General features: G+C 39.8%; 27 protein-coding genes, 2 tRNA genes and 1 pseudogene. 16 read left to right on the top strand and 14 right to left on the bottom strand.

The window, feature by feature from the left end; all coding sequences use genetic code 11:
- Nucleotides 1-41 precede the first annotated feature (41 nt).
- Genes F994_RS11775 through F994_RS11765 form a run of 3 tightly spaced genes read left to right on the top strand, consistent with a single transcriptional unit; the run spans nucleotide 42 to nucleotide 2,056 of the window.
- A complete protein-coding gene (locus tag F994_RS11775) occupies nucleotides 42-992 on the top strand; it encodes a homoserine kinase (protein ID WP_004650703.1) in 951 nt (316 codons plus the stop codon).
- A 14-nt stretch (nucleotides 993-1,006) separates the two neighbouring features.
- Nucleotides 1,007-1,633, top strand: coding sequence for a DUF1294 domain-containing protein (locus F994_RS11770; protein ID WP_004650702.1), 627 nt, complete (start codon nucleotides 1,007-1,009; stop codon nucleotides 1,631-1,633).
- A gap of 30 nt (nucleotides 1,634-1,663) precedes the next feature.
- Nucleotides 1,664-2,056 carry a DUF4870 family protein gene (locus F994_RS11765; RefSeq protein WP_004650701.1) on the top strand — a complete coding sequence of 131 codons (393 nt, stop codon included), beginning with the start codon at nucleotides 1,664-1,666 and terminating at the stop codon, nucleotides 2,054-2,056.
- Between the two features lie 31 nt (nucleotides 2,057-2,087).
- On the opposite strand, the gene F994_RS11760 is transcribed toward F994_RS11765, so the two are convergent.
- Nucleotides 2,088-2,993 (bottom strand): DMT family transporter, encoded by a 906-nt coding sequence (locus F994_RS11760; protein ID WP_004650700.1) that lies wholly within the window; start codon nucleotides 2,991-2,993, stop codon nucleotides 2,088-2,090.
- Nucleotides 2,994-3,081: 88 nt separating this feature from the next.
- On the opposite strand from F994_RS11760, the gene F994_RS11755 reads away from it, so the two are divergent.
- A complete protein-coding gene (locus F994_RS11755) occupies nucleotides 3,082-3,633 on the top strand; it encodes a helix-turn-helix domain-containing protein (protein ID WP_004650699.1) in 552 nt (183 codons plus the stop codon).
- A gap of 51 nt (nucleotides 3,634-3,684) precedes the next feature.
- Here F994_RS11755 and hisA read toward each other — a convergent pair whose 3' ends face one another.
- The 5 genes from hisA to hisB all read right to left on the bottom strand — a co-directional run bounded on the left by hisA (nucleotide 3,685) and on the right by hisB (nucleotide 7,136).
- Nucleotides 3,685-4,416: a 1-(5-phosphoribosyl)-5-[(5-phosphoribosylamino)methylideneamino]imidazole-4-carboxamide isomerase gene (hisA, locus tag F994_RS11750; protein ID WP_004650698.1), complete on the bottom strand. Its 732-nt coding sequence runs from the start codon at nucleotides 4,414-4,416 to the stop codon at nucleotides 3,685-3,687.
- Nucleotides 4,417-4,485: 69 nt separating this feature from the next.
- Nucleotides 4,486-5,166, bottom strand: a complete 681-nt coding sequence (locus F994_RS11745; protein WP_004650697.1) for a 3'-5' exonuclease — start codon at nucleotides 5,164-5,166, stop codon at nucleotides 4,486-4,488.
- A 106-nt stretch (nucleotides 5,167-5,272) separates the two neighbouring features.
- The gene (locus tag F994_RS11740; RefSeq protein ID WP_004650696.1) at nucleotides 5,273-5,791 is read right to left on the bottom strand and encodes a DUF805 domain-containing protein; all 519 of its coding nucleotides are present in this window, start codon (nucleotides 5,789-5,791) and stop codon (nucleotides 5,273-5,275) included.
- Nucleotides 5,792-5,925: 134 nt separating this feature from the next.
- Nucleotides 5,926-6,543 (bottom strand): imidazole glycerol phosphate synthase subunit HisH, encoded by a 618-nt coding sequence (gene hisH / locus F994_RS11735; RefSeq protein ID WP_004650694.1) that lies wholly within the window; start codon nucleotides 6,541-6,543, stop codon nucleotides 5,926-5,928.
- A complete protein-coding gene (gene hisB / locus F994_RS11730) occupies nucleotides 6,543-7,136 on the bottom strand; it encodes an imidazoleglycerol-phosphate dehydratase HisB (protein WP_004650693.1) in 594 nt (197 codons plus the stop codon). The genes hisH and hisB overlap by 1 nt, the downstream gene beginning before the upstream one ends.
- Before the next feature lie 96 nt (nucleotides 7,137-7,232).
- Here hisB and F994_RS11725 point away from each other — a divergent pair, with 96 nt between their 5' ends.
- The 5 genes from F994_RS11725 (at nucleotide 7,233) to F994_RS11705 (ending at nucleotide 9,684) form a co-directional block, all read left to right on the top strand.
- Nucleotides 7,233-7,610, top strand: a complete 378-nt coding sequence (locus F994_RS11725) for a GNAT family N-acetyltransferase (RefSeq protein ID WP_004650692.1) — start codon at nucleotides 7,233-7,235, stop codon at nucleotides 7,608-7,610.
- A 197-nt stretch (nucleotides 7,611-7,807) separates the two neighbouring features.
- Nucleotides 7,808-7,883, top strand: a tRNA-Phe gene (locus F994_RS11720).
- A 135-nt stretch (nucleotides 7,884-8,018) separates the two neighbouring features.
- A tRNA-Phe gene (locus tag F994_RS11715) sits at nucleotides 8,019-8,094 on the top strand.
- A 128-nt stretch (nucleotides 8,095-8,222) separates the two neighbouring features.
- A complete protein-coding gene (locus F994_RS11710) occupies nucleotides 8,223-8,957 on the top strand; it encodes a class I SAM-dependent methyltransferase (RefSeq protein WP_034697167.1) in 735 nt (244 codons plus the stop codon).
- 268 nt (nucleotides 8,958-9,225) lie between these two features.
- Nucleotides 9,226-9,684 (top strand): hypothetical protein, encoded by a 459-nt coding sequence (locus F994_RS11705; RefSeq protein ID WP_004650690.1) that lies wholly within the window; start codon nucleotides 9,226-9,228, stop codon nucleotides 9,682-9,684.
- Between the two features lie 166 nt (nucleotides 9,685-9,850).
- Here F994_RS11705 and F994_RS17005 read toward each other — a convergent pair whose 3' ends face one another.
- Together F994_RS17005 and F994_RS11695 are read right to left on the bottom strand one after the other, a co-directional pair.
- Nucleotides 9,851-10,264 carry a hypothetical protein gene (locus F994_RS17005; protein ID WP_004650689.1) on the bottom strand — a complete coding sequence of 138 codons (414 nt, stop codon included), beginning with the start codon at nucleotides 10,262-10,264 and terminating at the stop codon, nucleotides 9,851-9,853.
- Between the two features lie 708 nt (nucleotides 10,265-10,972).
- Nucleotides 10,973-11,671, bottom strand: coding sequence for a YidX family protein (locus F994_RS11695; RefSeq protein ID WP_004650688.1), 699 nt, complete (start codon nucleotides 11,669-11,671; stop codon nucleotides 10,973-10,975).
- A 380-nt stretch (nucleotides 11,672-12,051) separates the two neighbouring features.
- Between F994_RS11695 and tehB the strand changes: the two genes are divergently transcribed.
- Both tehB and F994_RS11685 read left to right on the top strand, forming a co-directional pair.
- A complete protein-coding gene (gene tehB / locus F994_RS11690; RefSeq protein ID WP_004650687.1) occupies nucleotides 12,052-12,924 on the top strand; it encodes an SAM-dependent methyltransferase TehB in 873 nt (290 codons plus the stop codon).
- A 114-nt stretch (nucleotides 12,925-13,038) separates the two neighbouring features.
- The gene (locus tag F994_RS11685) at nucleotides 13,039-14,589 is read left to right on the top strand and encodes an SIR2 family protein (protein ID WP_004650686.1); all 1,551 of its coding nucleotides are present in this window, start codon (nucleotides 13,039-13,041) and stop codon (nucleotides 14,587-14,589) included.
- A 35-nt stretch (nucleotides 14,590-14,624) separates the two neighbouring features.
- Here F994_RS11685 and fadA (F994_RS17235) read toward each other — a convergent pair.
- From fadA (F994_RS17235) to fadB, 4 genes and pseudogenes are all read right to left on the bottom strand, one after another.
- Nucleotides 14,625-14,798: pseudogene (gene fadA / locus F994_RS17235) on the bottom strand (acetyl-CoA C-acyltransferase); the annotation flags it as partial.
- A gap of 18 nt (nucleotides 14,799-14,816) precedes the next feature.
- On the bottom strand, nucleotides 14,817-15,440 hold the full coding sequence (locus F994_RS11680) for a PH domain-containing protein (protein ID WP_004650684.1): 624 nt from the start codon (nucleotides 15,438-15,440) through the stop codon (nucleotides 14,817-14,819).
- Nucleotides 15,441-15,610: 170 nt separating this feature from the next.
- The gene (gene fadA, locus F994_RS11675; RefSeq protein WP_004650683.1) at nucleotides 15,611-16,783 is read right to left on the bottom strand and encodes an acetyl-CoA C-acyltransferase FadA; all 1,173 of its coding nucleotides are present in this window, start codon (nucleotides 16,781-16,783) and stop codon (nucleotides 15,611-15,613) included.
- A gap of 12 nt (nucleotides 16,784-16,795) precedes the next feature.
- Complete coding sequence (gene fadB, locus F994_RS11670; RefSeq protein ID WP_004650682.1) at nucleotides 16,796-18,949, bottom strand: fatty acid oxidation complex subunit alpha FadB; 2,154 nt, start codon at nucleotides 18,947-18,949, stop codon at nucleotides 16,796-16,798.
- A gap of 468 nt (nucleotides 18,950-19,417) precedes the next feature.
- Here fadB and F994_RS11665 point away from each other — a divergent pair, with 468 nt between their 5' ends.
- The 4 genes from F994_RS11665 to pgsA all read left to right on the top strand — a co-directional run bounded on the left by F994_RS11665 (nucleotide 19,418) and on the right by pgsA (nucleotide 23,334).
- On the top strand, nucleotides 19,418-19,831 hold the full coding sequence (locus tag F994_RS11665; RefSeq protein WP_004650680.1) for a PH domain-containing protein: 414 nt from the start codon (nucleotides 19,418-19,420) through the stop codon (nucleotides 19,829-19,831).
- 102 nt (nucleotides 19,832-19,933) lie between these two features.
- Entirely contained in the window at nucleotides 19,934-21,739 is a 1,806-nt protein-coding gene (gene uvrC, locus F994_RS11660; RefSeq protein ID WP_004650679.1) for an excinuclease ABC subunit UvrC, read from the top strand.
- Nucleotides 21,740-21,843: 104 nt separating this feature from the next.
- Nucleotides 21,844-22,638 carry a thioesterase family protein gene (locus tag F994_RS11655; RefSeq protein WP_004650678.1) on the top strand — a complete coding sequence of 265 codons (795 nt, stop codon included), beginning with the start codon at nucleotides 21,844-21,846 and terminating at the stop codon, nucleotides 22,636-22,638.
- A 108-nt stretch (nucleotides 22,639-22,746) separates the two neighbouring features.
- Nucleotides 22,747-23,334, top strand: a complete 588-nt coding sequence (gene pgsA / locus F994_RS11650) for a CDP-diacylglycerol--glycerol-3-phosphate 3-phosphatidyltransferase (RefSeq protein ID WP_004650677.1) — start codon at nucleotides 22,747-22,749, stop codon at nucleotides 23,332-23,334.
- A 577-nt stretch (nucleotides 23,335-23,911) separates the two neighbouring features.
- Here pgsA and F994_RS11645 read toward each other — a convergent pair.
- Together F994_RS11645 and argH are read right to left on the bottom strand one after the other, a co-directional pair.
- Complete coding sequence (locus tag F994_RS11645; RefSeq protein ID WP_004650676.1) at nucleotides 23,912-24,184, bottom strand: oxidative damage protection protein; 273 nt, start codon at nucleotides 24,182-24,184, stop codon at nucleotides 23,912-23,914.
- 13 nt (nucleotides 24,185-24,197) lie between these two features.
- Nucleotides 24,198-25,628, bottom strand: coding sequence for an argininosuccinate lyase (gene argH, locus F994_RS11640; protein WP_034697112.1), 1,431 nt, complete (start codon nucleotides 25,626-25,628; stop codon nucleotides 24,198-24,200).
- Between argH and F994_RS11635 the strand changes: the two genes are divergently transcribed.
- Nucleotides 25,619-26,773: a sensor histidine kinase gene (locus F994_RS11635; protein ID WP_004650673.1), complete on the top strand. Its 1,155-nt coding sequence runs from the start codon at nucleotides 25,619-25,621 to the stop codon at nucleotides 26,771-26,773. The genes argH and F994_RS11635 overlap by 10 nt on opposite strands.
- Nucleotides 26,774-26,824: the final 51 nt, after the last annotated feature.

Below are 26,824 nucleotides of genomic sequence, written 5' to 3'. Positions count from 1 at the left end.
GTATTCTAGCAAAATTATGTAAGTTTTTTTGCAGGTTTTCTATGTCGGTTTATACCACTTTGACTTTACAGGAAGTTCAGACTTTTGCAGCACCTTATGGATTAGAGGTGGTTGATCTGATTCCCATTCAAGGCGGTATCCAAAATACAAACTATTTTTTGGTGGGTAAAAATGCGAAGCAGTATGTACTGACTGTATTTGAAGAGATGGATGAGCAAGGGGCAGCGGAGTTGGTTCCGGTACTGGAGCATTTAGCTCAACAGGGTTTGGCTGTACCTGTACCTTTAAATTATGCGGGTAAAGCGATTCATAGCCTTAAAGACAAGCCTGCACAAATTGCGCCGCGCATGATGGGTGAACACCCAATGCCATCGACTTTAGCACAGGCAGAAGCCATTGCCATTGCACAGGCAAAAATACATGTGGCTTTGCAAGACTTTCCGCTTGAACGTGCAGAGTATCGCAACCATGATTATTGGTTACAAGTCGCTAAAGAATTAAAACCGACTTTAAATCCTGCGGATGCTATTTTATTAAGTGAAGTCCTTGGTCTGTATGATGCGCTGACTGCGGTCTATCCAAATCGTCCTAAAGGTTTTATTCATTCCGACTTGTTCCGTGATAACACTTTATTTAATGGCAATCAACTCAACGGTATTCTAGATTTCTACGAACTGAATAAAGATGAGTTTCTGTTTGATATTGCCATTACTTTAAATGACTTCTGTACCGAATATCCTGAAGTGCATTTAAATGAAGTCAAAGCGCAGGCTTTTTTAGCAGCGTATGAAACGGTGCGCCCATTAACCGATGATGAAAAAGCCTGCTTGGAAATTTATTTGGCAATAGCTGCTGCACGTTTCTGGCTGATGCGTTTACAAGTCGCACAAAAAAATACACAACAGGGACGAACTGGGGGTGATATTTTGCAGAAAAACCCACAAGAGATGCGTAATATGCTTATAGAACGACTAAAGTTTGTTACGGCTTAAATAGGGAAGTGAACATGCGTGATCAGGGTCGCTTAGTCGAATGGTTTGATGAAAAAGGCTATGGCTTTATTCAACCGAATGATGCTACGAAAGATCGCGTATTTTTACATATTAAAGATTTTGCGCGTCAAGGGCCACGACCGATCGTGGGCTGTGCACTGGAATACAAAGTCTTACTGGATGGACAGGGACGTTTCCGTGCACAACAAGCGACCTATCTCAAAGCATCACAAATGCAGGAAAAAATCACGAAACTTAAAAAAGAAAATGGGCAGCAACAACAAAAATTAAAAGCGATGCAAATCGCCTGTATTGCTTATATCTTGGCACTGGCTGTTTTTAGCATCGCTGGATTACTCAATGGAATGGTGTTGTTGTTTATTAGTATTATTAATGCCATGACCTATTGGATGTATGCACAAGATAAAGAAGCGGCGCTACAGGGCAATCGCCGTGTACCTGAACAGACTTTACATATTTTATCTTTTCTGGGCGGTTGGCCTACAGCTTGGCTGGCACAGGAAAAATTGCGACATAAAACAGAAAAACAACCGTTTAGAAAGATTTATTTTTGTACCATAGGGTTAAACATTCTTTTGATCCTATGGCTCATTTCTCCTTTAAATGTGCTGAAGTTTTAAAAGAGAATGACGACTTTAAAAGGTATAACAATGAATTATTCTATCGACAAAGATGCCAATCGTACGCTGACTTTAGTGCTCTATGTCCTTTATATTATTGCTATTTTTTCTGGCGGATTGTTGGCTGTGGTGGCATTAATTATTAACTATGTCAAACGCAGCGATGTCCGTGGTTCTATTTTTGCAAGTCACTTCACTTGGCAAATTCGCACCTTTTGGTGGTATTTGGCTTGGAATATTATTGCCTTTATTCCCTTCTTTTTCTTGTTTTTTACCGGTGAAAATGTCGATCTTTTCGCAGGTGTTGCACTGCTTGCAACCACGTTCTGTATTTTAGTGGTGGCAACTTCTTGGATTTGGATTGTCTATCGTGCCATTCGCGGTATTATCAAATTGAATGATAATCAGGCGATGTATCAGTAGTTTGATTTGAACGTTTAAGCAAAAAAGAGTTCTATTGGAACTCTTTTTTATGGCCTGTTTTATTTAAAAACTTCGGTTTCCACTCACTTAAAATCACCCCAACGACGACCAGTAAGCCACCCAATAAAGCAAGGATAGGCAAACGTTCACCCGCAATTCGCCCAAAGAGTGCTGCCCAAACAGGCTCACCGGCATAAATAATAGCCGCTTGTGAAGGTGCAACAGAACGTTGTGCCCAGTTCATGGTGAGCTGAATGAGTGCGCTGGCTAATCCTAATCCAACAGTGATTGCAACCAAGATCCAAGAAAAATCAGGAAGATGGTGTTCACCGACCAAAGGCATTGAGGCAAAAGCGAGTAATGAGGCTACTGCAAGTTGAATCACGGTAACACGTTGAATATTCACCTTTCCTGCAAAATAACCAATGAAAATAATTTCTAATGCAATGGCGATTGAACCGAGTATCGTTAAGCTTTGTCCAAAGTTTAACGAAATTTGCTGGAAGCCATTACCGGTTAAAAAGATTAGACCGACAAAAGCAAAAATGCTCCCAATCCAAGTCATGACATGCGGTATTTTACGGAAAAGCAGCCATAATAAAACCGGCACTAAAGGGACATAGAGTGCAGTCAAAAAAGCCGATTCACTGCTACTAATGCTTTGTAAGCCGATAGTTTGCGTCCCATAACCGAGAACAATGGTTAATCCAATTAAACTGCCTGCGTACACATCTTGTTTGGTCATGCCTTTTAAATCAGATAGGGAAATCAGTCCGACAGCCAGCGTGGCTGCCGCAAAACGGCAGCCGACAAAAAACATCGGACTAGAAAAATTTAAACCATATTGCACGGTTAAAAATGTGCCCCCCCAAATGAGGGTAATCAGGATCAGGGCAATCTGTGGTGCTTTGGATTGTAGCTTCAGCGATTGATTCATGGTGATTTTTGTGCAGTATATTGCACACATATTGCTTCATTTTTATCTTTTGTGCAATATAATACACATTACTTTAGAGTGAAAGAGAATGAGTCAGCACAGCCAAGTCTTACAACATGTCAGCCATAATGTGCGCTATTTTCGAGATTTAAAGCACTTAAGCCAGCAACAATTGGCTGATTTAGCTGGGGTAAGTCGGCGTATGATTGCTGGCATTGAATCAGGTCAGGATAATATTAGTCTCGCCAAACTGAGTTTAATTGCGAGTGGACTAGGGGTCGATTTTGCCACATTAGTCAGTCCCCTGAGTCAGCAGGATCAGGCTGTGATTAATGAATTGGCATGGCAAGGAAAAAGCAAACAAAGTTTTGCTAAGCTAATGACATCGATACCGGCAAAACAAGTCGTGGAGCTTTGGGTGTGGTCGCTTGAACCCAAAGAGCAGTATCAAGCAGAACCTGATCCACAAGGCTGGCATGAAATGCTGTATGTGATTGAAGGGCAGTTAACACTGGATGTGGCGGGTATACCAAAGGTTTTGCATGCAGGAGATTCACTGGTGTATTCCAGCGCAGTAAAATACTGTTATCAGAACTGGGGTGACAAAACCGTCAAATTTATTCGCAATGTGGTGTACTAAATTTTAAGCATTAAAAAGAGGTCCGAAGACCTCTTTTTAGCATCTCTAATTTTAGAGAGATTCGTTATCCCACAAAGATTGAGCTTCACGAAGATTCAATGTGCCTTCGTAAATGGCACGACCGGTAATTGCACCTAAAATGCCCGGTTGACCTTTGAGGTTGCGGACATCATCAAGGTTGGTGACACCACCAGACGCAATTACAGGTAAGCCTGAATACGTTGCCAAATTCACGGTTTGCTCAATGTTCACACCTTGCATCATGCCATCACGCGCAATATCTGTATAAACAATGCTTGATACGCCAGCATCGGCAAAACGTTTTGCTAAATCGGTGGCTTTAATATCGGTGATATTAGCCCAACCATCCGTTGCGACCATACCGTTCATGGCATCGATGCCAACAATAATATGACCAGCAAATTTCTTACATGCTTCTTCAACAAATGCAGGATCTTGCACAGCTTTAGTGCCAATAATCACAAAAGATACGCCAGCATCTAAATAGTGTTCAATGGTTTCAAGTGAGCGAATACCACCACCAATCTGGATAGGAAGCTCTGGCTGTGCGCGTGCAATAGCTTCAACCACAGGCTTATGAATTGGCGTACCTGCGAAAGCACCATTTAAATCGACCAAATGTAAGCGACGTGCGCCTTCATTGACCCAATGCTGTGCAGTTGCAACGGGATCGTCAGAAAATACGGTATCGTCTTCCATACGACCTTGTTTTAAACGGACACATTTGCCATCTTTCAGGTCAATTGCTGGAATGATCAGCATGCTTGCGCTCCTAGCCAAATCTTATAAAGAATGTATTAGGTGCAATCTTAGCAAAATATTGCCAAATTTCTAAGCATCAGTTTCAGCTTTTATTGTGTTTGGCTGCATGCTGAATTTGAATAAATGACGGGTCATGGTTTTGGGCAATAGACCCAAGCGTAATAATTCTTCAAAAACCAGTACAGGTGCATAAGCATCGGCCGCTGCATATTCAATTTGATGTGGGGTCAGTATTTTTCGTGCCCAGTTGGAGGTGCTTGTTTTTTTACTTTTGGGGAAATTAACTTGAAATAAAAGCGCCATAGCATTTTTTAGCCCCATTGGATTGCTCAAGCCAAAGGCTGAAAAACATTTAGATAATTCAATCACATTATGCAGTTCAATGCCTTTTTTACGGAATAAATGAGCATCGTTTTTTAAACCAAAGCCAACTTTCATTTGATTTTTATTTTCAAAAATCGGTTTTAGGAACTCAAGTATTGCGGGGCTAATCTGAAATAAATAGGCTTTGTCACGACTTGCCAATTGAATGAGGTGTGGGCCAGTTGAAACTTCACCTTTGTTAAAGGTTGGTTTAGATTCAGTATCAAAACCGAATAGGGCACACGTTTTGAGTTCTTGTTCAATGGCATGGCATTGTTGCAGCGAATGAATGACCTGAATTTGTTGTAATGGAAGATTTTGAAAGATAGGTAATTGCTGAATTTGTTCTTTGCTGGGTAAAACTGAATTAAGGCTGAAATTATTCATAAGAAATAAAACTTAAGCTTTTTTGAAGACTAACGTGTTTTTAGAGTAATGGCAAAAATAAAGCCCGCAAAAGTACAGGCTTTAGTGCAGTGTTGAATGTGTACCGTTATTCAGCTTTTTGCTGTATTTCGATTTGCCCTTGATCAGCGCGCTGCACATAGTCTTGATAAGCGGGTATCGCAATGGCGGCTAAAATGCCGATGGGGAAAATTAACACATAAATCCAACCCAAAACTTTTTCCCATGTTCGCGTTACTCTTGGCAAACCAAACTGGTTTGCATACGCATCGCCTTTGGCAAAAGTTAAATACAGCGCCATAGCAATATTCACAAAAGGCACCAGCATCAGCAAAGAGAGCCAGCCGCTGTGATTGCGGTCATGCAGGCGGCGAACAGCGAAAATAAAACTAAAGTAAATGAGGGCAATATACAGTATGCCTAAAATAATCATGGCAAAGACAGGCATATCTTGATTCGTGTCTGGAGCAGAACTAGGGAGTGCTATGGCAACGATGATGCCTAGAAGCATCATGACGAGTAATAAGAGGCCATTCCATCCCAGGTAAGAAAAGCGACTAAAGCGCCCAGCAGCATTCAGCACAGAGTCATTTACAGAGTTATTCATTATTATGTTCCAGTTTTTTAGTTGGTCTTTTTAACAAGCAGTCAAATAATAATCGGTTTTTAGCCAAGATTAAACAGCAGATAGTACATCAATAAAAAAGCCCGCATGATGCGGGCTTTTTTGCGGGAATAAAATTAAATATCCCATTCCACGAAGTTTTTCAATAATTGTAAACCTGCGGTATGACTTTTTTCTGGATGGAACTGAGTCGCGAACAAGTTTTCTTGATGAATTGCCGTACAGAATTCTAAACCGTAATCACAGGTTGCAGCGACAAGATCGGCATTTTTCGGTTCAACATAGAAACTATGTACGAAGTAGAAACGCGCATCTTGTTCAATGTCTTTCCACATAGGATGGCTTGGATCTGCCTGATGCACTTGGTTCCAGCCCATATGAGGTACTTTTAAACCAGCCACATCAGGGAAACGCTTCACTTCACCTTCAAAAATACCCAGTGCATCTGCACCGCCATTTTCCTCAGAGTGTTGCATCAATGCTTGCATACCGACACAAATCGCCAACACAGGCTTATTAAATACAGCACGGCGTACCACGTCATCAATGCCTGCTTCATGCATGCCTTGCATACAATCACGCATCGCACCGACACCGGGAAAGACAATTTTATCGGCTTGGGCAATCAGTTTGGGATCATTGGTCACATCTACCGTTGCGCCAACGTGTTCTAAGGCTTTGGCAGCAGAGTGTAAATTTCCCATGCCATAATCAAGAAGGGCAATACGGGTCATTACAAGGTTCCTTTGGTTGAAGCCACTGTGTTTTCTGCACGTGGGTCAATTTCACAAGCCATACGCAGTGCACGTGCGAAGGCTTTAAATACACATTCAATTTGGTGATGACTATTTTTGCCTTTCAAGTTATCAATATGCAATGTCATCAGTGCATGATTCACAAAGCCTTGAAAAAATTCAGAGAATAGATCAACATCAAAGGTACCAATACGTGCGCGAGTGAATGGAATATCCATCCATAAGCCGGGACGACCAGATAAATCGACCACGACACGACTTAAAGCTTCATCTAGTGGTGCATAAAAATGACCATAACGACGGAGGCCTTTTTTGTCACCCAAGGCTTGTGCAAATGCTTGACCAAGCGTGATACCACAATCTTCTACGGTATGATGATCGTCGATATCCAAATCACCATCACAGTGAATGTCGATATCAAATAAGCCGTGTCGCTTGATTTGATCGATCATATGGTCTAAAAATGGAACACCTGTATTGAGGGTGCCTTGACCCGTACCATCAAGATTCACACGAACTCGAATTTTGGTTTCGTTAGTGTTTCTTACCACTTCACTGATACGCTGCGTCATAGACACGTTCCTCAAAAACGTCAAAAATGATGATGTAAAATGTTTTTTCGCGGTGACGAAATCACCGCATATTAGATTGCTCAGGAGGGTTAATCAATGCCTATTACCGTACATGCTTATACTTCACTAGAAAATGACGAAGTGCGCAGCCAGCTTGAGCGACTGTATGACACCAGCCCAGAATTTGGAGATGGGCAGGATGCCATTGAACAACTAGAGCAAAACTTGGCTCAGTATACCTTAGTTTACACAGCAGAATTTAATACTAAAGTGATTGGGGCAATTTGGTGTACTGGACAAGGGGAAAGTAAGACCTTGGAAAATATTGTGGTTCACCCTGCCAACCGTGGGCGTGGTGTTGCAGAAAGGCTGGTGAGTGAAGTCTGCCGCATGGAAGAGGCAAAAGGCGTTAAAGTTTTTGAACCCGGATGTGGTGCAATTCACCGTTGCTTGGCAAATTTAGAAAAAATTTAAGCTGAATTGAATGATAAAGAAGCAGCCATTGAGCTGCTTTTTTATGCGCTAAAAAGGTCAAAGATTAAATACTCGGTTGAGTATTCAATAAAAAATAAGCAAATAACTGTGAATTTGCTGTAAAAATAATCACTTGTTTTAAAAAGCATAAAAGTCACTTGACTGAAAAACACTTAAACTGTTTAATACGCGACATTGGCGTGATAGCTCAGTCGGTAGAGCAACGGATTGAAAATCCGTGTGTCCCCAGTTCGAACCTGGGTCTCGCCACCATATTCAAAATCTATTTCAAGATTTCAATCCCTGATCCCATCAGGGATTTTTTTTGGGTAAAAAATATTCAATCAAATAAAAATGTGATGAATTATATTGACTAATGTCCTGAGATACGGCTTAATACACGGCATTGGCGTGATAGCTCAGTCGGTAGAGCAACGGATTGAAAATCCGTGTGTCCCCAGTTCGAACCTGGGTCTCGCCACCATATTCAAAAAACCCCCAAACATTGTTTGGGGGTTTTTTTATGCTTAAAATTGTCAGACAAGTTGCATGACAGTGGGTTATTTTTCTGAGTATAGTCATTTTATAAAAATTGATTTGAACATTAAAACAATGAAAGATCTCTTTTCTCAGCATAGTCTGCGCTATAAACAAGCCCGTCCAAACTATTCCATACAGATTTTAAAAGAAATTTTACAACATGTGCCTGAGAGTGGCTTTGCATGGGATTGTGGGGCAGGTTCTGGGCAATTCACCCAGTTGTTAGCACCATATTTCGATCATGTAGTGGCAACCGATATTAGCGATGCACAGTTACAACATGCGCCTTATTTTGAAAATGTCAGCTATCAAGTGCAAGCGGCAGAGCAAACCAGTATTCCCACGCAATCTATAGATTTGGTCACAGTTGCTCAAGCCATTCATTGGTTTGACTTTGAGGCATTTTATAGCGAAGTGAAACGCGTGCTTAAACCGCAAGGTGTGGTGGCTGCTATTGGCTATGGCTTAATTCAGCTCCAAGATGCTGCCCTGAATCATTTGATTCAACAGTTGTATTTTGAAACCTTAAAGGACTATTGGGACAGTGAGCGCCGTTATATTGATGAATGCTATCAAACCATGCCGTTTCCTTTTCAAGAAAAGGTTGTACCAGCACTGTCTTTGCAATACCAATGGACAGCGCAGCAATTGCTGAGTTATTTAAATACATGGTCAGCACTGAAACATTATCAAGAACAGCATGCTGATGATCCACTTCAGTTGATTTCAAATGCCTTAAAAACTGCACCTGAATACTTAGATGTAACATTTCCTGTACTGCTACGTGTAGGAACAGTGAAAAAATAAAGTTTTAGTCAGTTGCTTTATAAGTAAGATACTCATGCCATACAACGAAGTTAACATTATGATTTTTAAAATTTTAGTGAATTTAATGTTGTGCTTTTGATGCAGAATTTGATCTGGTTAAAGAGGAAAAATTAAATTATTTTTGAACAAACGTTGGAATTTGTCTAAGACCATTGATCGGCGCAAAGGTTATTCATTTGATGGTTTATTATATAATTATAGCTGTTGAAGGTTGTTTATTTACTTTTCTTTTTTGAGTAGAGCTGCCATGAATCTCCTAAAATATGTGTCTTTTGCTGTTGCTATACTTGCTGTAAATTTTCCTCTCTCTACAGCTTTTGCTGACACCGTTGAACTGCCGATGTTAAGAACATTGGCAGAGCCTGAATTAAGAGCTGAAACAGGGATCATTCAATATCAAGAAGACCCTCAAGAAGTCAGAGCTTTGCAGCATAGAGTCATGAAAATACAGCTGGATACTCAAAGCTTTGTGGTTGATCCAACCATTGTGACCACTTTAGAACTTGTGCCTGAGGGGCCAATACCCGATTTAAACAGCTTGCCACTGGCATTGCAGCAACATGTTTTGGCAATTGCAAAAGGTTTGCAATCTCCTGATCCCCGAGAAGGTTTGTATATTATGCTCGCACCTTTTGGTATAGACCGTAATGCAACCAATGTACAAATTAGTCGAGAGCAAATTTCATTGGGTATTGTGAATCGTTGATTGCTTGGTGAGATAGATCATCTGTTCCTAGCAGCAGGAAGTGCACCGAATAGCACTATGTGCTGTTATCGACATAAACACGAATATTTTGATTTAAAAAAAGGATACTAATCAATAGCATCCTTTTTTATAAAGTATTCATACATACTTTGGTTTTAAGCTGAAATTACGCAGCTTTCTTTTTAAACCAAGAGAAGAATGATTTTTTCTCTTCAGTTTTTACTGCTTCAACTTTCTCTTCAGCTTGAACAACTTGTTCAGTTACAGCTTGTTTTACCTCTTCTGTTTCAGCAGCAACAGTGTCTTTTGCTTCAGTCGTTTGAGTAATCGTTGCATCTTTTGCCGCAACAATTTTTTGGGCAGTAGCATCTTTCACTTCTGCCACTTTGTTTGCAACAGCAGTCGTTGTGGCTTTAGCGTGTTCTTTTGCAACAGTTGTCGTTTGAACGGTATCTGCTTTAACGTGTGCTTTAACAACGGCTACTTTTGCAGCTGGAGTTGCTTCTACTGGTGCAGTCGCCATTGCTGATGTCGTAGCTGCAACGAAAACCAGTGCCATAGCTGTTTGAATAGCATTCATGAGTCACAATCCTGAATAAATAAGATGGAATATTTGAAGTCCTACATGGTATCGCTTATTGTTTTTCAGTTCTGAGCTATGCTGAATAAGTCATCGTTAATTGTGTGAATATTCCACTAAAATTACAGAGTTATAACAGGATGTTGCGCAATGGTTACATGCTATCAATGGTTGGAGATGACCTGATATTCATGTATTCAAAGTGATGCAGAGAAATCAAAAGAGCATCACCAGTATGGTTTTAAATTTTTTTCTGTGACTTTTGAAGGGAAGGGGGAGTTCGCCGTACTGTTAAAGGTTTTTAAATCAAAATCCCCTGCAATTAGCTAATGCCAGTCAGTTAAAGAGTTTTGTAATAAACTCCTTAGCTTTTTAGTTCTTTACAACGGAGTCTTATATTTTTTAAAGCCAATATTTGGAGCTCATTTATTACTTTGGATAAGCCCAAAGTAATCAAAGGCATTTGTCATCCGCAAAACTCGCCAAATACCTTTTACTAATTAATAAATCGCAGAAACTGTACTTTTCCAAAGTAGTCTTGCCTCGAACAGTTGCGGATGACGTTTCCGCGTATCGAATAACATTATGAATTTAAAATAAAAAGCCAGTCAATTTATTAACTGACTGGCATTAGCAGTTAGTGGGGATTTTTTTATTACACTAATGAAGAATTAAACAGCTTCGATAGCGACAAACAATTAAATTGAATTAATCAAAAATCTTTTCAGCTGCTTGAAAAGGTAAAGAAATAACATCAATTGCGACTGCAAATGGCAGTAAAACCAACTTTTCTAAGGGATTCATTTTTGAACTTGATTTATAACTTTCTTGATTGTTGGTATAGATCGTCACTTGATAAGGTTTACTTAATGCTTTTAGCGAAGCAATATTATTCGCAACAGGGTAGACCACGCCTGCTAATTTTAAATTAAAGCAAAAGCGTTGAGCATTCATGCGTCTATCGCTTGAAGTTGAACATTCTTCAGCACCATTTTCGATAAAAAATGCTAAATCCTTTTTGCTAATATCTTCTTGTAATTTGACATAAGATAAAGGCAAAATTCCTGAAAAATGACCATCATTTTTTTCAGAGAAAAATTGCAGCTCTTTGGTCATTTGAATGTTGCTAGGATCAAGTTTGCTGATTAAATTCACAAACTGTGCGCCACCTTGAGTCAAAATATAGCTATTTTTTTGTCCAGCGATGACTAAACTATTTTGTGGTAACTGAGTTGCTGTTTGAGCAGGTTTGCCAAAAGCAACCACCGTATCTTCAACGAGCGTCACTTTGGTGGTTCTGGTGTAGGTTTGCGTGTCTTTGGTGATGAGGGTTTTGGTTGCGCAGCCTGTGAGTATGGTTCCAATCATTCCTAAACTGATTATTGTTTTTACTGGTAATGAAAACATCTATTTACTCCTAATGATTTGAAATTTATGCAAACTGAATTTTTAATTGTGCTTAAGCCTAACATTAAAATGTTCAAAAAGGCGTCAAAACGAAGCAGTTTGAATAGATGGAATAACACGGTTTTGATGAATAGCTAGATAGAATTGAACATAGTATTGAAAATTGGTGTCTTATTTTATATGGATAAAGACAAATAGATGGAATGGCTGCATGCTGAGCTGATCGATAAATTAAACGGCAATATTTTTTTGTTGCATACAGATTCGATATTTCAATACGCTGAGTGAATGGATTTCAATCCGAGCATGAACTGACTATGATCATGCAAGCGCTTCAATAAAAAATATGCACTGGACAACGCAAAGTGGGAAATAAGCTTATGCAAGAATTGATTTGTTATAAAGAACTTCCTGTGTGGACAGCGCAGACCATTCCACAGGGATTTAAAAATCAACACAATACCAAAGCGGGCACTTGGGCAAAGTTAAAGATTTATCAAGGTGAATTGAAGTTTGCTTTTTTAGATGAAACAGGTGTGGTGCAGTCTGAGCATATCTTTAGTGCGGAGCAACAGCCGCCGTTTATTGAGCCTCAAGCATGGCACAAGATTGTTTCGACCAGTGGTGACATTGAATGTCAGCTGCAATTTTACTGTACGCCACAAGATTATTTTTATAAGAAATATCAGCTTTCACCCACTCACTCAGAAATTTTGGCTGCTACGCTGTATTTGCAAGGCGGTCGTGCTTTAGATGTGGGCTGCGGGCAGGGGCGTAATGCACTGTATTTAAGTCAGTTGAGTCGGCATAGCTTTGAGGTGGATGCTTGGGATGTTAATTCTAATAGTTTGCAAAAGTTACAGCAGATTATAGATGCTGAAGGTATTCAAAATATTCACATACAACAGCGTGATTTAAATGCTGACCCAAGCATTACAGGCACATATGACTTTATTTGCTGTACGGTGGTGATGATGTTTTTAGAAGCTCCAACTGTGAAACCATTGATTGCGCAGATGCAACAAGCCACAAATGTAAATGGATTTAACTTGATCGTGTGTGCGATGGATATGCCAGACATGCCTGCGCAGGCTGACTTTCCTTTTGCATTTAAAACAGGGGAATTAAGTGCTTTGTATGAGGGTTGGAACATTGTTAAATACAATGAAAATGTAGGGGAGTTACATCGGGTCGATGCAGAGGGAAATCGGATTAAACAGCATTTTGCGACGTTGTTGGCGCAGAGAGGATAATAATGATTTTTTAAATAGTATATCTGTGTAATTTATTTGTTGTTAGGTAGAAATTTAAATATTGTAAGATTAATATAGCTATTTTATTGAATTTTATAATATTTAGAGGGTGCTGTGGATATAACTGAAAGTTTGAAAGGTATAATTAAAGATAGTCCTACAGCTCCATTTTTATTTATCGGTTCTGGTTTTTCTAGAAGGTATCTGGGATTGGAAGATTGGGAAGGGTTATTAACTAGATTTGGTAATAACTTGCCAACAGGCTTTGTGAAGTATGCTAGTGAAAGTAATGATAATTTAGCTTTAGCTGCACAGAATATGGCTTCAGCATATTCTGAATATTGGTGGAAACTATCTCAAGCTAAAGAAATCAGTAAATCTCCTAAATGGTACAAGCATTTAACTGCGCCGCTACGATATGATATCTGTGAGTATTTAAAAAATATACCGCTCGATGTTAAGTCATTACAAGCTGAATTAAAAATTTTAACTTCTGAAAAGACTGTTATTGATGGAGTTATTACTACGAATTGGGATTTATTATTAGAAAATCTATTTCCAACTTACAAAGTATATATTGGACAGAGTAATTTATTGTTTTCAAATCCACAAAAAATAGCAGAAATATATAAAATTCATGGTTGTAGTTCAGATCCAAAATCTTTGGTCCTAACACAGGATGATTATGATGAATTTAAAAATAAAAATGCTTATTTAGCATCAAAGTTATTATCTGTATTTTTGGAGCATCCAGTATTTTTCATGGGTTATTCCTTGAATGATGAAAATATCGCATCAATACTCGGTTCGATTTCTGAAATAATGACAACAGATGAGCAAAGAGAAAAAATTGCCAAAAATTTGATATTCGTAAATCGTTCGAAAGAAGGAGAAGATTCAATTTCAGAAACTCAGTTGAGATTCTTAGATAATAAAAGCATACCTATAACACAAGTAAAAACTGATGATTTTTCAAAAGTGTATTTAGCCTTTCAAGGAAAAGAGCGAAAGATTCCAGCTCATATTTTGCGTATTTTTAGAGAGCAATTTTATGAAATTGTTCAAGGTGAGTCGCCTGAAAAAAAATTGTATTGTCCAACCGATATTGATGAAATTATTAAATCAGGTGGTGATGTTGAATTTGTTGCTGGTTTTGGTGTAGCTCAAAATAGTTATCTAGGTAAAGTTGGAATCAAACGAATAGATTTAGAAATGGTACTTAAGGATTTATTATTTGATGATTTAAAAATTGAGCCTAATGATATAATCCCATGTTTATCAAGTTTAAGTTATGAGACAACATATTTACCAATTCAAAAATATTTCTCAAAGGTAGACTTGGCTCAACATAATTTAGGTGAAAATTTGATTAAGTTTTCAAAACGAGATATGAAATTTTTTAAAGGAAAAGTTTCTAAATCTTATCAAAAAAGTTTTAAAAAGAATAAATTTGAATCAATAAAGCATATTTTAGGAGCTAACTATGCTGATACTGGGAAAGTAAATTACATATGTTTGTTTACTATAGAAAATCCTAGCCAATCTAATATTTTAGAGTTAAAAGATTATTTAACCGATAAATTTAAAGACTTTAAAGACAAAACAGAATTTAAAAATTTACTCTGCATTTATGATTTACTTAAGTATAAAAAAACCCCGCAATAAGCGGGGTTCTTTTTATCTCAGTGTTTAATTAAAAATTAAACACGTTCGATAGTCGTCGCGATACCTTGACCAAGACCGATTTGCAGTTCTATCACGTTCAACAACGTCGTGGTAATACGCGAACCAGAACAACCCAACGGGTGACCTAGTGCAATTGCGCCACCGTTTAAGTTGATCAGGTCTTGTTTTTCATAAATGTCTAAGCTTCTTTAAGCTGATGAAGCTTTCTATTGCTTGATATAGCGTTCAAAAATTGTAGAAAAATCATAGTTCTCAATTTGTTTACGACGTTTAATCAGATTTTCCTCAACTTGCAGTGTTGTTTGGCAAATAATATCGGGTAAGTTAAGTACAACTTGTTCAGGCAGCTCACGCAGAGAAAACATAGTGTTCACGGCTTGCTGTGTTTGCATTAGCGTCGATGTTTGACGTTCAATTTCTTTGCATGCTTCGCCAATACTAAATAATGCTTTGTATAAATCTCGGACTTTCTCAATTTGGGATTTTTCAATATCAATGGAATAGCTTGTTCCGCCAAGTTGGAACTTTACCTCCACATCTCGATCAACCGTGCCAGCAGTTTCAAGTAAGACTCGACTAATCTGGTGATATTTATATGGATAGCGATGTAGCGTTCGTTTTTTGCTGACCGCACTTGTACCATCAAGATGAATAAAAGCCGTATTGGTAAAGCAGTATTCATCTGTTTTGGCTTTAATTAAGAAGAATATTTTTTCATGGTCTTCATGGAAGATATAGTCATCAATATCGGTTTTATCATAATCTCTTGCTTCAATAATGCGACCAATATCGCTCGTTCCCATTAAATCAGCTGCCATATTTTTAAACATTATTAAAACCTTATTATTGATTGGAGTCGTGATAATAATTTGCTGTGTATCGTTGTGTCTAGATCGTGTTTTTGAATTTTAAGCTTTTCAATAAAAGATAGAGACTTCATTTTATGCAATAAAAAAAATCCCCGCAAAAGCGAGGATTTTTTATTGATCAAATATGCGTATTAGACACGTTCGATAATGGTCGCGATACCTTGACCAAGACCGATACACATAGTCGCAAGACCAATTTGCGTATCTTGTTGTTCCATTACGTTCAGCAATGTCGTGGTGATACGTGCACCAGAACAACCCAATGGGTGACCAAGCGCGATTGCACCACCGTTTAAGTTGATCAGGTCTTGTTTTTCATAAATGCCTAAGCCTTTCATGACAGACAAGCCTTGTGCAGCAAATGCTTCATTCAATTCAAATGTTTGAATGTCGCTAATGCTTAAGCCAGCACGTTTCAATGCTTTTTGCGTTGCTGGAACTGGACCGTAACCCATGATTGCAGCATCACAACCTGCAACTGCCATAGAGCGAATTACAGCACGTGGCTTAAGACCTAATGCTTGAGCACGTTCAGCAGACATCAGCAACATTGCAGAAGCACCATCAGACAAAGCTGAAGATGTTGCCGCAGTGACCGTACCGCCTTTCGGATCAAATACAGGACGTAACGATTTGAATGACTCAAGGTTAGCGTCTGGACGAATTACTTCGTCGATGTCGCATAGGATTTTGAAGCCATTTTGGTCATGACCTTCAACACCCACGATTTCATTTTTGAAACGACCTTCTTGCGTAGCAGCCCAAGCACGGCGGTGTGATTCAACACCAAACGCATCTTGTTCTTCACGCGAAATGCCATTCATGCGACCTAACATTTCAGCGGTTAAGCCCATCATGTTCGATGCTTTTGCATAATGCTTAGATGCTTCAGGGTTCAGGTCGATGCCATGCATCATACCCACGTGACCCATGTGCTCTACACCACCGATGATGAACACATCACCTTGGTTTGTCGCAATTTGAGCCGCAGCAGTATGAATAGACTGCATAGATGAACCACAAAGACGGTTAACAGTTTGACCTGCAACAGTTTTTGGTAAGTCAGCCAATAACGCAATGTTACGACCAATGTTCATGCCTTGTTCTAGAGTCTGGTTAACACAACCCCAGATTAGGTCTTCAACTTCGTTTACATCAAACTGGTTACGAGCAACTAAAGCACGAACCAATTCAGCCGATAAGCTGTCAGCACGTACATTGCGGAACATACCGTTTTTGGTTTTACCCATTGCTGAACGTACGCCATCAACGATGACAACGTCACGTGGATTTAAAGTAGCCATTCACGTTGCTCCTTAACCGTAGAATTTTTTGTTGTTAGCAGCCATGTCACGCAACATTTGTGGCGCTTCATAAGCTTTACCTAAGTGTGCATATTTGTCGCAAAGCGCTACGTATTCAGCTACACCCGTTTGGTCGATGTAACGGCATGGACCACCACGGAATGGAGGGAAACCTACACCCATAATCATTGCCATATCTGCTTCAGAAGCAGTCGCAACGATGTTGTCTTCTAGGCAACGAACGGTTTCGTTACAGAAAGTCAGCATCATACGATCAATGATTTCTTGTGCATCAAACTCGTGTTTTTCAGTGGTCGCCATAGATGCAACAAGCTCATATGCTGTTGGATCAATGGTTTTCGCTTTCTTGCCTTTACGATCAAGCTCGTATTTGTAGAAACCAACGTCATTCTTTTGACCAAGACGTTTGTTTTCGTACATGATTTCAATCGCGCCTTTGTAGTCAGGCTTCATGCGGTCAGGGAAACCTTCCGCCATCACTTCTGCACCATGAACGCCTGTATCAATACCGACAACGTCAATAAGATAAGCAGGACCCATTGGCCAGCCGAATTTTTCCATGACTTTGTCGACTTGTTGGAAGTCAGCACCATCTTTAAGCAGAAGGTCAAACGCACCAAAGTAAGGGAACAATACACGGTTCACAAGGAAGCCCGGGCAGTCGTTAACAACGATTGGTGTTTTACCCATTTTCTGAGCAAGAACCACAGTGGTCGCAATCGCTTCATCGGAAGTCTTCTCACCACGGATCACTTCAACCAAAGGCATCATGTGAACTGGGTTAAAGAAGTGCATACCGACAAAGTTTTCAGGACGTTGTAGGCTTTCAGCCAAACGTGTAATTGAAATCGTCGAAGTATTTGATGCAATGATGGTGTTTTCACGAACTGATTTTTCAGTGTCCGCAAGTACAGCAGCTTTAATCTTTGGATTTTCAGTCACGGCTTCAATTACGATATCCACTTCTTTAAACTCATCTAAGCTTAAAGTTGGGCGAATGCGAGCCAGTGTTTCACCCATTTTTGCAGCCGTCATTTTTTTGCGTTCAACTTGTTTGGTCAACAATTTGTTCGCTTCAGACATACCGAGTGCAAGTTGTGGATTACCAATGTCTTTCATGATAATTGGTGTGCCTTTGCTTGCCGCTTGGTAAGCAATACCGCCACCCATGATACCTGCGCCTAGAACAGCCGCTTGGTTTACAGGATGCGCACCTTTCTCATGTTTCTTCGAGGTTTTTTTCACAATTTGGTCATTGATGAATAAACCAATCAATGCGCCTGCTTGTGGTGTTACCGCAGCTTTAGCGAAACCTTCAGCTTCAATTTTTAATGCTTCGTTACGTGGAAGGCTTGCACCTGCTTGTAAAGAATCCAATAATAATTTTGGCGCAGGGTATTGAGCTGGATTTGCTTTTGCAAGCACCATACCTTTAGAAGAGTTAAACGCCATCATTTGTTCGATTGGGCTTAATTTCACAGGATCAAGTTTTTCTTGGCGTTTTGCTTTCCAGTCTACGCGACCAGCAAGCGCTTGTTTAACCAAGTCAATTGCAGCATCTTTAAGTTTGTCAGCAGCAACAACCGCATCAACCGCACCATCTTTGAGTGCCGCAGCAGGTTTTTTAGGATTAGCCATCGCCATCCATTCAACTGCATTGTCGATACCAATCACACGGCTTAAACGAACTGTACCACCGAAACCAGGATAGATCCCGAGTTTGATTTCAGGCAGACCGACTTGAGCAGCATCAGACATGACACGGTAGTCACAGACCAAGCACATCTCAAAACCACCGCCCAATGCCATACCATTGATTGCAGCAACTTTAGGAAGTTCTAAATCTTCAAAGCTGTTGAAAATGTCGTGAACAGGCATCGCCCAATCCACAATTGCTTTTTCGCCCTGAGCAAAGTTTTCACCAAATTCAGTGATGTCTGCACCAACGATAAATGTTGATTTACCGCTGGTCACGATTAAACCTTTAATGTCGCTATTTGCTTTTACAGCATCAATAGCGGCTTTAAAATCTTCAATGGTTGCACGGTTAAATTTGTTGACCGACTCACCTTGTAAGTCAAAGCGGAATTCTGCAATTCCGTCCGAAAGCATTTGGACGGTAATGGCATTGCCAGCGTGGATCATGCCTGATCTCCTTTATTTTGGAGGACTTCTTAAGTTGATGTTTTGAAGTATGGACGCAGTTTTCACGTACATTAAACTTCGCTAATCTTACGATAACTATATCTAAAAAGAACATAACAAGTTGTATCAAGCCGTGACGCAAGGGTCATCAATTTTTTTTCAATAATCCCATATGTTTAACAGTTCATTTTTGGATATATTTTATTGCAATGCTATAAAACTTTTGTTTCAGTTCACATTTTTTACTTTTTAAGCTTATTTTATATGGGGTAATTGAGTCTAATTTCAAGCTATTTTGATCTTGGTTTTTAGTCAAAAAAGTCAATTGCCCTTTTAAAAGGGCATGGCGTGCATACATTTTCTAGATTGCAATTTAAAGAAAAAGTTTAAATCCATAAAATAAATAGGTCTTTTTATATTTCATGGCATTTGCTTTGTGTAAGATATCAGCATAACCAAGGAAGCCCTATGCAAAAGTTTCGTTCAAAAATAGATTGGTGGATTTTAGCTTTTTTTATTGCGATGTCTGGCCTGTTGCTACAGCTATTGTTGACCATGTATGCAAAGGGGACACTCAGTCAAAACCTATTATTTGCGGTGGTCTATGCGTTAACCATTGTGTTGATTTGGTGGCCGGTACTGAATACCCGATATGTGATTGATCAAGATACATTGCTGATCACCTGTTTATTTTCAAAATGGCGCATTCCACTCTCCAGTATTCAAAAAGTCACACAAACAGATTTTTCCATTTCATCGCCAGCGTTGTCTTTAGATCGTTTGCGGATTGATTATTTAAAAGATGGACAAGCAAAATTTATTTTACTTTCACCGCGAAATAAAGAGGCTTTTTGCCAAGCGCTTAATGTCACGCTGCAATAACTTTTATTTCACTTCAATAAAACTAGATTTACCGATTTAAAGCTTGAAAAAGCCTGTAAAAGCATCACATCATGTCATGTCTATTTAGATTATAGGTTTGTCGTGAACGAAAACGCACGTGACAATATTGAAAAGATTTTAGCCAATATGACGACCTTGCCCGGTGTTTATCGCATGCTCGGCAAAGACGGTGAATTGTTGTATGTCGGCAAAGCCAAAAATCTGAAAAACCGCGTGTCGAGCTACTTTGTAAAAACCATCGAGCATCCCAAAACTCAGGCCTTGGTGGCACGTATTTATGACATTGAAACGCTGATTGTTCGTTCCGAAACCGAAGCCTTATTGCTTGAACAAAATCTGATTAAGCTGCATCGTCCGCCTTATAATATTATGCTGCGCGATGATAAATCCTACGTTTATATTTTTATCTCCAGTGACAAGCCGTATCCCCGAATTGCCAGTGGGCGGGGGAAAGGTAAACATCAGCAAGGGAAGTTTTTTGGCCCTTATCCAAGTGCCTATAATGCCCGCGATACCTTGTTGGTTTTACAAAAACTCTTTAACGTGCGCCAATGTGAAAACAGCTATTTTTCCCAGCGTAAACGTCCATGTTTGCAGTATCAAATTAAACGCTGTACCGCGCCGTGTGTGGGCCTAATTTCAGCGGAAGATTATCAGCAAGATGTTCAAAATTCGATTCGCTTTTTACAGGGTGATACTAAGGAACTCAATCAAGAACTGATTACCCAAATGGAAGCGGCTGCTGAAGCTTTGGAGTTTGAAAAAGCAGTCTTTTATCGTGATCGTATGGCATTGCTACGCGATGTGCAGTCACAGCAAGCCATTTATAAAGTCAAAGGTGAAGCGGATATTTTGGCCATTGCCTATCATGCCGGGGTGACCTGTGTGCAGATTATGTATGTCCGTAATGGCAAAATGCTGGGGGGTAAAAGTTATTTCCCAGATATGTTGGGCGATGATTTAGGGCAAATGTTGTCTGATTTTATGGCGAACTTTTATTTTCAGGTGGCCGATGAAGTTCCCAATGAGTTGATTATCAATACCGAATTGCCAAACAGCAAAGAATTAGAACAGGCGCTGCAACAAGAATTTTCCAAGAAAGTGCAGATTAAGCACAAGGTACGCGAAACCCGTGCCGAGTGGCTTGAGCTGGCCAATATGAATGTTCAGCATGCCATCAAAGGGCAATTGGCCAACCATTTTGAATTGAATGAACGTTTTCATCAGCTTGAGCAAGTGGTGGGGCGACCGATTGACCGAATTGAATGCTTTGATATCTCGCATACCATGGGTGAAGCCACTATTGCCTCTTGTGTCGTATTCGATGCAGGCGGTGCACGGAAACGTGATTATCGTCAATTTTCCATTGAAGATATTACCGGTGGTGATGATTATGCAGCCATGCGCCAAGCCCTGACACGTCGTTATAAAAAAGCCATGTTGCCCGATTTACTTCTGATTGACGGCGGTAAAGGTCAATTGCACATGGCCATGCAAGTGATGCAAGAACTTGGATTAGATGCGTTTATGGTGGGGGTGTCTAAAGGGGAAGGGCGCAAACCGGGATTGGAAACCTTACATTTCACCGATGGCACAAAAATTCAATTACCCGAAGACCATAAAGCATTGCATTTGATTCAGCAGGTGCGTGATGAAGCGCATCGTTTTGCCATTACCAAACATCGTGCCAAACGTGATAAAAAACGGGGTGGTTCAGTCTTAGAAGCCATTCCGGGATTAGGGCCGAAACGTCGCCGTGATTTATTGACCCATTTTGGTGGTATTCAAGGCGTGCTGAAAGCCTCAGAAAAAGAACTGATGCTGGTATCTGGACTGGGTGAAGTGATGGCCAGAACCATTTATAAAATTTTGCATGAAGCCATTTAGGGCAGATTAGCAAAAATGCTCACTGACGCATGAGTCATTGATCATTCACAACACTATAAAATCAGTGAAAGATAGCGTAAAGCAAAAACGATCGAGGACGAAGGATGTCATTGCGCCAATTATTCACAGCAATTGAACAAGATGAGTGGGTCAATATCCCGCAAGGTTGGCTACAAGGTCGCACCATTTATGGTGGTTTAGTGGCAGGGATGATGATGCAAAAGGCTTTGGTCATCATCGCTGATCCAGCAAAACGCTTACTCAGTAGCAGTGTCACTTTTGTCGGTCCAGTGCAAGAAAGTAAGGCACGACTCACGGCTGAAATTTTAAGGCAAGGCAAGTCAGTCACCACCATTGAAGTACGTTTATGGCAAGATAATGCGGTACAAAGTATTTTAATTGCCAGTTTTGGTACGCAACGTGAATCGAGCATTCAGGTACAGCAAGAACGTATTGCACCAGATTATCCCATCCCTGAGCATTTGGCGAAGCTTCCACAACATGCTGCGATGCCACAGTGTTATCAGCAATTTGATGTGTGTTGGGCTGAAGGCAATTATCCTTGTACTGGTAGTGCAAAACCTGACTTTGGTGGCTGGTTCCGTTTTAATCCAGCGCAGCATGAAAATGATGAATTGACGGTTGCAGAGTTGATGACCTTATTGGATATTTGGCCACCGGGTGTGTTGCCGATGTTTCAAACCCTAGCACCTGCCAGTTCACTGACGTGGCATGTAACGTATGTCCATCCAGTACGACATCAATTGTATGATTGGTTTAAATATAAAGTATTTACTGACTATGCAGCAGAAGGTTATTCCACTGAATATGCACATTTATGGGATGCAGAAAATAGATTGATTGCAATTTCTAGGCAGACAGTTACCGTGTTTGCCTAGTGACACTTTATAGCAATTCGTATAAAGTGAGTCTGAATTAACGATGAATCAATTCTCAGAATATGTGTGGTTTTTCATCGTACATAAAGGGGAAAATTGGCGGTGTCTATGACTACAGGTCGAATCCTGAATATTCCAAATATCTTGACTTTGGCGCGTATAGCTTTAATACCCGTTTTTTTGTTGGTGGCATATTGGCCGCCTATAATCGGTGCTGCTGAGCAAGACAGTAACATGACTCGTCACATGATTTTAACGGCTATTTTTGTGGTTGCTGCCATAACGGATTGGTTCGACGGGTATTTGGCGCGTTCACTCAATCAAACATCCGCATTTGGTCGTTTTCTTGACCCTGTGGCAGATAAGCTTATGGTCGCAGCCGCACTGATTGTTTTGGTGCAATGGCAACCCAGTATTTCGATGGCATTTGCCGCGATTGTGATTATTTCACGTGAAATTACAGTTTCTGCTTTGCGTGAATGGATGGCAGAACTGGGTGCACGTACCAGTGTTGCGGTATCGACTGTAGGTAAATATAAAACGGCTTTTCAGATGATTGCAATTTCAGTGTTCTTGCTGAATTGGCAACCACTTGAAACTTTAGCTTATCTTTTACTCTATACCGCTGTGATTCTAACCTTATGGTCAATGTTTATTTATTTAAAAGCCGCGTGGCCCTATTTAAAACAGCCTTAAGTTAAGTTTTCAGAATTCAGCTAAAACGCCTATATAAAGGCGTTTTTTTATTTCAATGGATTGGTTTTAAAAATCATCAACAAAACTGCGAGATAAAAAAAATCCTAGATTTTGGGGGAAACCTAGGATTGAAATTGGAAATACTTATATTTTTATAAGATGTTTAACCACCTTCTTGGGATTGATTATAAGAGAATGAATTTCTGTAATCATGTAGGTTATTGTATTGTAATGTATCGTTTTATTGAGAAATGTAGTTTCGGTTTACAGTTATTTCTAAATGTTAAAAAATGACTTAAGCATAATCATATTTTGAGCAGTCAAAAATGAGCTGGCTGCCCTAAAAAACTGAGCATAAAATTGAGCTTTGAATGTGTTTGTAAAGTACAACTGCTCCATTTTATTTTTCACTAAGACCGAGCTTGCAGGTTATATAGATTTAGATCAAAAAAAGCCCCATTGCAATGGAGCTTTTTATTTAAAGCAATATGAGTATCGCTTTAAGTCTTAAATTGTAGACACTGTGCGAATCAAAGCTGATGTACTGCGCTCGTCTGACAGAAAATAAGGCCGTACCTTATTTTTCAGCAGTCCAACCTTCAGCTTTTTCGACAGACTCATCATTGCTAAAGAATTTTTCACGTTGTTCTTCTAAAAACTTCTTCGCATCGGCTTCAAACACATTTAAACGCTTTTCATTAATTAAAGTCGTTTGGTGTTTTAGCCATTCTTGCCAAGCTTGTTTAGATACAGTTTCAAAAAATTCTTGACCTTTCGCACCCGGAAAAGGTGCAAAGTCTAAGCCTTCCATTTCTGTTTGATATTTACGGCAAAAAACTTGTCGAGACATCTCTCATTCTTCCTTAAGCGTAAAGTTTTTCTAAGCGAGTATAAGCACGTGCAATCGCAGCTTCTACCTGAGCAGGTGCAGTCCCGCCAATGTGATTACGTGCATTGACAGAAGCTTCAAGAGTCAGTGCTTTTTCGAAAACATCGGCTTGAATCAAATCTGAAAATTGCTGAAGCTGTTCAAGTGTAAGCTCTGACAAGTCTTTAGACTCTTGCACACCCAATGCGACCGCTTTACCCACAATTTCATGTGCATCGCGGAAGGCCACGCCATTTTTAACCAAATAATCGGCAAGATCGGTTGCAGTTGAGAAACCACGCAGTGCTGCTTCACGCATGATTTCAATGTTTGGAACCAAAGCAGGAATCATGTCTGCAAAAGCCATTAACGAACCACGGACGGTATCAATGGCATCAAACAATGGCTCTTTATCTTCTTGGTTGTCTTTGTTATACGCCAAAGGCTGACCTTTCATCAGGGTCAAAAGACTCATTAAGTCGCCATAGACACGACCGGTTTTACCGCGAATAAGTTCTGGAACATCTGGATTTTTCTTCTGCGGCATAATGGAAGAACCCGTGCAGAAACGGTCAGGAATATTGACAAATTTGAACTGTGCAGAAGTCCAAAGAATCATTTCTTCCGACATACGCGACAAGTGCATCATAATTAAAGACGCAGCGGCATTGAATTCAATACCGAAGTCACGATCAGAGACCGCATCCAGCGAGTTTTCACATACCGCTTCAAAACCTAAAAGTTCTGCGGTGTATTCACGTTCAATCGGATAGGTTGTACCTGCAAGCGCAGCAGAACCTAAAGGTAAGCGATTGACACGTTTACGACAGTCAATCAAACGCTCGCTGTCACGCACTAACATTTCAAACCATGCCATTAAGTGATGACCAAAAGTCACAGGCTGTGCCGTTTGTAAATGGGTGAAGCCCGGCATAATAGTTTGGGTATTTTTAGCCGCTAAGCCCAAAATGCCTTTTTGTAATTTTTCCAGTAAGGTTAAAATCGCGTCAATTTCGTCACGCACGTATAAACGAATATCGGTTGCGACTTGGTCGTTACGGCTACGACCAGTATGTAATTTTTTACCTGTGATTCCAATACGTTGAGTCAGGCGAGACTCAATGTTCATATGTACATCTTCTAAATCAATGCGCCATTCAAAGTTACCTGCTTCAATGTCTGCCTGAATTGCCGTTAAGCCGGTGATGATGTCGTCACGTTCTTGCTCAGTCAGCACGCCCACTTTTGCGAGCATAGTTGCATGTGCAATAGAACCTGCAATATCTTGTTTATAAAAGCGTTGGTCAAATTGTACAGATGCTGTAAATTCAGCAACAAAAGCGTCAGTAGCTTCAGAGAAACGACCGCCCCACATACCCGAAGTTTGGGTTTGTGACGGATTTGAGGAATTAGAAGATGTGGTCATGTCGGCTCAATAAGATAAAAAGCATTAGAACTAAGAACAGTATAACAAATTCAGGTTCACTTGCCGAAGGACAAGATGACCAAACTTTTGCTCATACAAAGGGAAATAAGACATACGCCTATTTTTTTACGAAAATCGGGCGTTGGCAACATTTAATCGAATTATTTATTGCCAGTAATATTTTGGCGATGATTTTAGCTTTAGCAGAAGCGCAATCATGGGGCGCTTTAAGTGTAGACCGATTGCTGCAATATATGTTGTTTATCAATTGGATTTTACTGTGTTTTGTCGCATTGATTGAACGATTTCAGCAAAAATTCCAGCATTTAAGTTTTGCACAAGCGTTATGTGTTGGCTTTATTCTTTTGCAAGCCATTTTGTTGCTGACTACTGTTGCACTGAACGGCTTGATTTATTTCGGACAAAATTTTCACTTCCATCATTTAACAGCAGATATTTTACTGGATGGTGTGATGTTGCATCTGGGCTATGGGGTGCTGATTGGGACATTTTGTTTTCGCTATTTGTATTTGCGCGAGCAATGGGCACGACAACAAAATAGTGAACTCAATGCACGTGTTCAAGCCATGCAAGCCCGTATTCATCCACATTTTTTGTTTAACAGTTTAAACAGTGCCATTAGTTTAATTAGCATCGATCCCGATAAAGCTGAACAAATGTTACTGAATTTATCGCGGTTATTTCGTGCAAGCTTTCAAGAGCTTAAGTTGGTCAGATTAAGAGATGAGATTGAACTGTGTCAGCGTTATTTAGCCATTGAACAGATTCGATTAGGTGATCGGTTGCAAGTAGAATGGAAATATGATGAGGAAGTTCTCTTTTCTCACATACAAATTCCGTTATTAACTTTACAACCTTTAATTGAAAATAGTATTTTTCATGGAGTTGAAAAATTTTTAACAAAGAGTACGATAAGCATATTGGTCGAAATATTGCAAAATCAAGTCAATATAGTCATTACTAACCCTTATACACAGGATAAAATAACATTACGACAAGGAAATGGAATTGCGGTTGATAATGTAAAACAGCGTCTACAAGCTTATTATGGACGCGGTGTGGTTTTTCAGACCTATGCAGGGAAGGGCATATTTACCACAGTTGTGCAATATCGATATAAATAAGAAATCATAGTTAACCTATAAAAAAAATGATGTTGACTGGGAAAGGAGGAG

The organism is Acinetobacter bohemicus ANC 3994, from assembly GCF_000367925.1.
In the GTDB taxonomy this organism is placed as follows: domain Bacteria; phylum Pseudomonadota; class Gammaproteobacteria; order Pseudomonadales; family Moraxellaceae; genus Acinetobacter; species Acinetobacter bohemicus.
Note: the sequence above shows the minus strand (reverse complement) of the source record. Positions and strands in the feature narration are given on the sequence as shown.